Below are 7245 nucleotides of genomic sequence, written 5' to 3'. Positions count from 1 at the left end.
CGCGGGCCGGCGCGGCGGGCGCGCCCTCGTACGCGCGGTTGGCCGCGAGCGCGATGCCGCCCATCACGCCTCCGCTCGCCAGGACGGCCACCACCGCGGCGCGCGCGGCCAGCGTCTTCATCCGCCGCCAGCGCACCTTTTCCATCTCGGCGGAGAGCGGATCGTCCGCCAGGTCCACCTTGCGGCGGGCAAACGAGAAGAACCCCGCCTGCGCCGGAGCGGCGACGGCAACCGTGGCCTCGTCCGGCTCCACCGACACGGCGCGCCGCTCCTGCGCGGGGACGGCCACGGTCTCGGCGGCCTCCACGGGCTGGTCTGCGGCCCGGCGGAGGCTGGAGATGGCCCGGTGCAGCTCGGTGGCCATCTCGCCCGCGTTCGCGAAGCGCTGGCTCGCGTCGTCCAGCAGCGCGCGGCGGACGATCCATTCCACGTCGCGCGGCACCTGCGGGTTGCGGGCAACGAGAGACGGAATGGGCACGGGCAGCCCCGCGCGACGGCGGTTCTGGTCTTCGCGCGTGAACAGGCGCGTGCGCGTGAGCACCTCGAACGCCACCACGCCCAGGCTGAAGACGTCGGCCGTGCGGGTGACGGGCTCGCGGCGAAGGTGCTCGGGCGCGCAGTAGAACTCGCTGCCGAACCACTCGCCGGGCATGGTCAGGTGCGTGCGCGTCTCCTCGTCTTCCGCATCGTTCAGCACCTTGGCGATGCCGAAGTCCAGCACGCGGACGGACGGCTCCGGACCGTCGCCCTCCAAAAAGATGTTGGCGGGCTTCAGGTCGCGGTGCACCAGGCCGATCTCGTGCCCGGCGGCCACGCCCCGCGCCGTTTCGCGGAGGATGTGGAGCGCCGTGCGCAGCCCCAGGGGCTCCTCGCGGGCCAGCCGCTCGCGCAGGCTTTCGCCCCGCAGCAGCTGCATGACGAGGAAGTCGACGCGCGCGTCCGAGCCCACGTCCAGCACGGGCACCAGGTTGGGGTGCATGGGCAGGCGCGCGGCGACGGCCGCCTCGCGCTGAAAGCGCTGGCGCATCCGCTCCGTTTCGGCGGGGCCCATTCCGCGCGGCGGATCCATCACCTTCACCGCCACCTCGCGGTCGCGCTGAAGGTCCGCGGCGCGGAACACCACGCCGAACCCGCCCTGCCCGAGCACCGAATCCAGCCGGTATCGCTCGTTCAGGACGTGGCCTACAAGAAACTGCGCCAAGCCCGACATCGGTGCCCTCTCAGGCGATGGGGTGATCCCAACCCCGTCCCCTCACCCCGCACATCCTCCAAAGGTAAGAGGAAGTGCGTAAGTGCGTTAGTGCGTGAGTGCGAAAGTGCGAAAGTGGTAGTACGGGAGGGCCCGCCAGTTGTTTCGTGATCGCGCCGCGCCAGACGCGCCGCACTGGCACCTCTCTCCCGCGCAGTTTGCGGGGGAGAGGTCGGGAGAGGGGGGCCTCCGCCCTGACGCCGAACGCAGCCGATCCCTATCGAAGTTTACTCACGCACTCACGCACGCACTCACGCACTTTCGCACTCTCGCACTCTCGCACTGCCGTTCACCCGAACTGCGTCTTGTCCGGGTCGTCGGCGATCTCCGGCACCTCGGCGTCGGCATCGGCGCCCTTCTCCAGGATCCGCACCACCGGGCCGTGGCCGCCGATGCGCAGGGCGTCGCCCGGGGCCAGCCAGATGCTGTGGCCATCCAGCCCATCGAGCTTCATCTCACCCTTCCCCGTGTTGGCGCCCGACACCTCGCGGTCGCCCACGTGGATGCCGTTCAGCCCCAGGTTATACACCAGGAACCCCGGCTTTCCGTCGCGCTCCTCCCACACCAGCGCCAGCTGCCGGCGGCTGACGTTGGGCGCGCCCGTGAGCTGGATGTCGCTGCGCAGCGCCGGGTCGTCCGTGTGCCGGCCCACGCTGACCGTCTCCCCCTGGATGGGCAGGCGCTCGCGCTCGGTGCCGTCCTCGTCCTCCACGCGCAGCTCGTAGCGCCCCGCGGGGAAGTTGGAGCGCGGCTTCGGCGCCGGCGCGGGGGCGGAGGGGATGCCCTCCACCCTCGTGGCGTCGGGGTCCACCGTAGGCGGCGGGCCGGGGGCCACCCACGCCGGAACCGACGGCAGGGGCGAGGGGGGCGCGTGATCGTGCCGGGGCGCGGCCATCGTGGGCTCCGGGTCCGGCGCGCGGGGCGGCGGAGGGGGAGCGGGCGGCGGCGGCGCGGGGACGATGGGCGCCGGGTCCGGCTGCCCGGCCGGCTGCGTCGACACGCGGAAGAGCGGCGCGCCGCGCGAGCCGGCCTCCTTGAGGCGCACCTTGTAGTCGCGGTCGTACAGCGAGCCGTGCCGCATCACCGAGTCCGTCAGGTCCTCTTCCAGGTCCGCCGCCATGTCGGCGATGGCCTGGGCGGCGTCGGGACGCAGGGTGACGACCAGCGTCGTCAGCGGCAGCATCTTCACGTACTTGTCGGGGATCGCCCGCGAGTTGTCGCGGTCGATCAGGTCGCCCAGCGCCAGCTTGATCTCGGGGATGGCTTCGCGCAGGAACGAATCGAGCAGCGGCTCCCCGTCGATGTTCTCGTGCGGGCGCGACGCGGGGGTAAAGTCGGTCATGGGCGTGCGGTTGGGTTGGCCGGCGCCTGCCCGGCGGGGGCGGATGGCACCGGGGCGGCCCCGGCGGCGGGCGCCGCCGTGTCGGTGCCGCCGATCAGCGAAAGGCTGTCGCGCGGCGTGGCCACGCGGCTGCTGAGCCCGCGCACCTCGGCGCGCAGGCTGTCGATCTGCGCCGCGACGGCGGGATCGGGGCCGCGGCCGGCCTGCATGGCCGTCCACAGGGCGAACCCGCCCACCGCCAGCGCCAGCAGCGACAGCAGCGTCGGAAGGATGGACCCGCGTCTGCCGTTCACGTCGTCGTTCCTCTCGTGCACCAGGTTGGCGTGCTCGCGGCGCGGGGACTCCGACACCGCGGCGGCGATCTGCGCGCCTCCGCGCGGCGGGGGCGAAGGGATGGTGGCGCCGCCCCCGTCGCCCAGCACGCGCACCGCGACCGCCGTGTAGTTGTCGTCGGGCCCGCGCTCCTCGACCTTGCGGGTGATGGCCGCGCAGATCTGCTCCGCCGACGGAAGGGCCATGGCCTCGCCCAGCTCGTCGAGCCGCATGGCCTTGGTCACCCCGTCGCTGATCAGCAGGTACGTCCAGTTGGGGCGCACCGGGATCCACACCGCGTCGGCCTCGCCCCCGCGGCCCACGGCGCGCTGCAGGCGGTTGCTGCCGGGGCTGTCGGGCACCTCGTCCAGCGCGATCTCCCCCGCCTCCCAGCGCGCGTAGGCCGGGGTGTGGTCGCGCGTCTCCAGCCGCACGGTGCCGTCCGGCCCCCGGCTGATGATGCGCACGTCGCCCACGTGGGCCCCCACCCAGCCGGGGTTCCCCGCGCGGTCCGTGGCCAGGGCCAGCAGCGCCAGCGCGCACCCCATCCCCCCGCGGTCGCCGGGGGACTGCTGGGCCAGGCGGGCCACCGTCTCGTCCGCGTGGCGAAGGGCGTAGCGGGCCGCGTCCAGGCTGCGGATGTCGCCGCCCTGCATCAGCGCCGTCAACGCGGTGTCGGCGGCCACGCGGCCGGCGCGCTCGCCGCCCATGCCGTCCGCCACGGCGACGAACATCCGCTGGGTGAAGGTGTCGACGCTGAACGCGTCCTGGTTCTCCGCCCGCGGGCCCTGCGCGCTGGCCCCCGCAATGTCGAAGAGCATCCCGTGCAGGGGCACCATCCCCAGCGCGCGGGTTTCGGGGAGCGCCGGGCCGGACGGGCGGGGCGCGGCGGGCGTGGGCTGCGTGTCGTCGCTCATCGGATGCGGATCCCCTTGGCGCGCGGCTCGGCAGTGCCGGGCGCGGCGAGTGCCTCGTCGAACATCTCTTCCCGTGCCCTGCGGTGGCTGACCCCCGCCGCCAGCCCCACCGCCAGCGCCGAGGCCAGCAGCTTGGCGCCCCCGTGCGCGGCGAAGGCGGTGGCCACGCCGGTCAGCGGGATCAGGCGGATGCCCCCCAGCGTCGCCAGCCAGAAGGGGATGCCGATGAGCATGGCCACGCCCGTGAGCAGCGTTCGCTCGAAGGCGCCCGTCTCGCGCGCGGCGGCGCTCAGCAACTGCACGATGAACAGCGTGTACACCAGCACGATGGACACCGCGCCCGCCCATCCCCAGTGCGTGGCGATGGCGGTGATGTAGCCGTCGTCGGCCGCGTTGGGCGCCGTTTCCGCATGGCCGCGGCCGGGCCCCTCGCCCAGCAGCCCGCCGGTGGTGACGTTGGCGTCGAACAGCTTCATCTGGTGAAGCTTGGCCGCCCACTTTTCCGCCTCCTCCTCGCCCATCGCCGACGCGTCCTTGTACGGGTCGTACGCCAGCTCCAGGCGGGTGGCCGAGCGCTCGTCCACGCGGAAGGCGGCGAACACCAGCACCGCCCACACGGCCAGCATCAGCCCCGCCCACCATCCGCGCCGCGTGCCCACCAGCAGCATGGCGGCCATGGACCCCGCCAGCACGATGGAAAGGCCCAGCTCGCGGATGATCAGGAAGGGGATCACCGGCATGGCGCCGTACAGGAACAGGTTCGCCAGGCGCCGCGGGTCCACCACCTGGCCCGGCCGGGCCAGGTTGTACGCGTCCTCGGCCAGCGTGGCCGCCCAGATGACGATGAACACCGGGAGGAACAGTTCCCACGGCGTCATCCCCCCCACCTTGCCCAGCTGCGTGAATCCGATGGTGAGGACGAAGAACACGCCCAGCGTGGGGATGAACGGGATCAGCCTTCGATCGCGCACCCACCGCATCACCCGCGGCTCGCGCGACAGGAGAAAGCCCACCAGCAGCGCAAACGGGGCGATGAACACCGTGAAGTGCGCTGCGCTCCGCGAGATGAAGCCGCGCCCGCGCGCCTCCTGCTCCACCGCCTTCGCGAACGGGTCGGGGAGCGGGGGCGGCGGGCCCTGGTAGACGATCTGCTTGCGCTCGTCGTCGTAGGTGCGCTCGATGGTCGAAAGCCGCGCGCGGGTGGCCTTGGCGTCGTTGGCGGCGCCGCGCACCTTGCCGGCCGCCTGGTACGACGGGTCGCTGAACAGCTGGAACTGCGTGGGCCGCGTCAGGCAGAAGATCAGGATGGGGAACACCACGATGGCCCAGCTGCCACGGTACCCCAGGCTGCGGAGCGCCACCAGCACGGCGATCCACGCGCCCAGGGCGATGCCGTCGCGGATGAGCGTGCCCCCCGATCCCGTGGACGTGCCGTGGATGGGCCACACCGCCGCCACGATGGAGAAGTGCGCGGCGATGTAGAAGAGCGAGGCCAGCAGCAGCCCCCACCACAGCGGCCCCGGCATCACCCGGCCGCTGCGCTGCTCCGCGGGCCGGTTGTGCGCCTTCAGCGCGATGGTGACGCCTTCAGGGCCGCCGCCGCCGGTGCCCCCGCGCCGCTTGAACAGGTCGCGAAGCGCCATCAGTCCTCCTTCCGCGCGGCGGCCTGGTCTTCGCCCCGGTCCTGGGCGCGCGCCTGGCTGGCCATGAAGCGCGTCATCTCGGCACCGATGGCGGCGGGGATGCGCCCGCCCGGCGCGCCGCTCTGCAGGTAGACGACCACGGTGTAGCGGGGGCGCCGCTCGGGATCGAACATCAGCCCGGCGAACCAGCCGTCGGCGCGCGCGCGGCCGGCCACGTCGGCCGAGCCCGTCTTGCCGCCCATGTCCCATCCCGTTCCCGCCAGCCGCGGCTGCGCGGATGCGGCGGTGCCGGAGTCCACCACCAGGAGCATGGCCTGCATCAGCTTCTGCGAGGTGGTCTGCTTCATCACCCGCGTGCCTTCGGGGAGGTTGTTCAGCCGGTCGGCCTCGATCGTCGGCGGCAGCATCACCCCGCCGTTGCCGATCGACTGGATGAAGCGGGAAACGGAAAGCGGCGTCACGTCCACGGGCCCCTGCCCGATGGCGATCTGCCCCCACTCGTGCTGGTTGAAGCGCTGCAGCAGGCGAACGCGCGAGGGCGGCGGCGTCATGCGCTCGGCCCAGGCCTCGTTCTCCGTGTTCCAGAAGCCCTTTTCGGCCGCGGAGGGCGGGCCCTCGGAGTAGGTGAGGAATCCGAAGCGCTTGTAGGCGTCGTGAAAGGCCTCGGCGCCCAGCCGCTGGCGCGCGTAGTTGGCCATCTGCACGGCGGCCGTGTTGCACGAGTAGCGCAGCATCTCACGCGGCACTTGCAGCGAGGGATACGACGAGCTTTCGAAGTTGCGGATGCGTGCGCGCCCCACCTGGATCTCCGGCGGGCACCCCATCTCCATCTCCGGCAGGTTGTTTTCCCACCAGAGCGCGGCCAGGGCCAGCTTGAAGACGGAGCCCGGGGGCGCATACCGCTTGATGCCGAAGGGCGGCTCGTCGGCCTTGCCCGTCGCGGCGTAGGCCACCAGCGCGCCGGTGTTGACGTCCTGCACGATGATGGCGCCGTTGAGCCCCGTCTGCTGCAGCAGCGACCAGGCGCGGCGCATGGGGGCGCTGCAGATGGTGAGCTGAAGGTCCGTGCCCACGGGGTGGAGCTGCCCTTGCTCGGCGAAGCTCAGCGGCTTGCGCAGGTGGCGGGCGAACACCCGCTCCACGGTGTAGTTGCGGTCGTCGTCGCCAGTCCCCCCGCCGATCAGGTTGGCGCCGCCCTCGCCCAGCGGATACACGCGCTGCACCTCGCCGTCGCGCACGCCGTAGCGGGCGAGCGCGTTGGCGGGCTCGTTGGTGCAGTCCATGATCCACCCGCGCACCTCGCCGCGGTTGCGCTCGCTTTCGCGCGGGTCGCCGAAGCGGCGCCAGGCCAGGCGGCCCTCCTCCAGCTCCTCGGCCTGCATGAGCATGCGCGCGTGCCCGAAGGCATAGATCGCGGCGAACATCAGCATGCCGATGGCCAGGCGGATGGCCCAGCGCTCGCGCCGTTCGCGGATGGCCTGGCTCATCCAGCGGAGCAGCGCGATCAGCGCGCCGGCTCCAAAGGCCAGCAGGGCGGCGCGCAGCACCCAGTTGAGAGCGGTTTCCAGCACGGTGGGTTCAGCCGGCGTGGGTCAGGCGCAGCACGGTGTTCCCCATCCGCACGGTGTCGCCCGGGTTCAGCGGGCGCTCCTCGTGCGGGGGAATCGGCTGCTCGTTGACGTAGGTGCGGTTCTTGGAATCCAGGTCGCTCACGGTCACCCGCCCGCCCTGGCTGCGGAAGCGGGCGTGCCGGCCCGACATGTAGCGGTCGCCCGTGGCGAA

At 72.6% G+C, this 7245-nt stretch carries 6 protein-coding genes; all 6 read right to left on the bottom strand.

What is annotated here, in order from left to right:
* The coding region (locus VIB55_RS01370; RefSeq protein WP_331874866.1) for a serine/threonine-protein kinase at positions 1 to 1210 on the bottom strand (1210 nt) is incomplete at its 3' end.
* 328 nt (positions 1211 to 1538) lie between these two features.
* A complete protein-coding gene (locus tag VIB55_RS01365) occupies positions 1539 to 2591 on the bottom strand; it encodes an FHA domain-containing protein (RefSeq protein ID WP_331874865.1) in 1053 nt (350 codons plus the stop codon).
* Positions 2588 to 3820 carry a PP2C family protein-serine/threonine phosphatase gene (locus tag VIB55_RS01360; RefSeq protein WP_331874864.1) on the bottom strand — a complete coding sequence of 411 codons (1233 nt, stop codon included), beginning with the start codon at positions 3818 to 3820 and terminating at the stop codon, positions 2588 to 2590. Before VIB55_RS01360 ends, VIB55_RS01365 begins: the two co-directional genes overlap by 4 nt.
* Positions 3817 to 5463, bottom strand: coding sequence for an FtsW/RodA/SpoVE family cell cycle protein (locus tag VIB55_RS01355; protein WP_331874863.1), 1647 nt, complete (start codon positions 5461 to 5463; stop codon positions 3817 to 3819). The genes VIB55_RS01360 and VIB55_RS01355 overlap by 4 nt, the downstream gene beginning before the upstream one ends.
* The gene (locus tag VIB55_RS01350) at positions 5463 to 7034 is read right to left on the bottom strand and encodes a penicillin-binding transpeptidase domain-containing protein (RefSeq protein ID WP_331874862.1); all 1572 of its coding nucleotides are present in this window, start codon (positions 7032 to 7034) and stop codon (positions 5463 to 5465) included. The genes VIB55_RS01355 and VIB55_RS01350 overlap by 1 nt, the downstream gene beginning before the upstream one ends.
* Positions 7035 to 7041: 7 nt before the next feature.
* A partial coding sequence (locus VIB55_RS01345) for an FHA domain-containing protein (protein WP_331874861.1) occupies positions 7042 to 7245 on the bottom strand: 204 nt, incomplete at its 5' end.

The sequence above is a fragment of the Longimicrobium sp. genome (genome assembly GCF_036554565.1).
GTDB lineage: Bacteria > Gemmatimonadota > Gemmatimonadetes > Longimicrobiales > Longimicrobiaceae > Longimicrobium.
This window is presented reverse-complemented; position numbering and strand designations above follow the sequence as displayed.